The following is a 241-nucleotide window of genomic DNA, read 5'->3' as shown; positions in this document are numbered from 1 at the left end:
TTGGCCGACACCGCGGCCGGGCTCGGCGCCGACGACCGCGCCTGGCGGCGGATCTTCGGCGCGCTCACCGAGCGGTTCGACGACATCACCGACGACTTCCTCCGGCCGATGCTGCACGTGCCGGACCACCCGGTGGCGCTGGCACGGTTCGGCGCACGGTCGGCCCTGCCCGCGGGGGCACTGGCCCGGTCGCTGTCCACCGAGGAGGGGCGGGCGCTGTTCGCCGGGGTGGCCGCGCACG

General features: G+C 77.2%; 1 pseudogene. It reads left to right on the top strand.

Annotation, left to right across the window (positions count from 1 at the left end):
- Positions 1–241: pseudogene (locus tag SACPADRAFT_RS33155) on the top strand (FAD-dependent oxidoreductase); the annotation flags it as partial.

Source organism: Saccharomonospora iraqiensis subsp. paurometabolica YIM 90007 (assembly GCF_000231035.2).
In the GTDB taxonomy this organism is placed as follows: Bacteria; Actinomycetota; Actinomycetes; order Mycobacteriales; family Pseudonocardiaceae; genus Saccharomonospora; species Saccharomonospora paurometabolica.
Note: the sequence above shows the minus strand (reverse complement) of the source record. Positions and strands in the feature narration are given on the sequence as shown.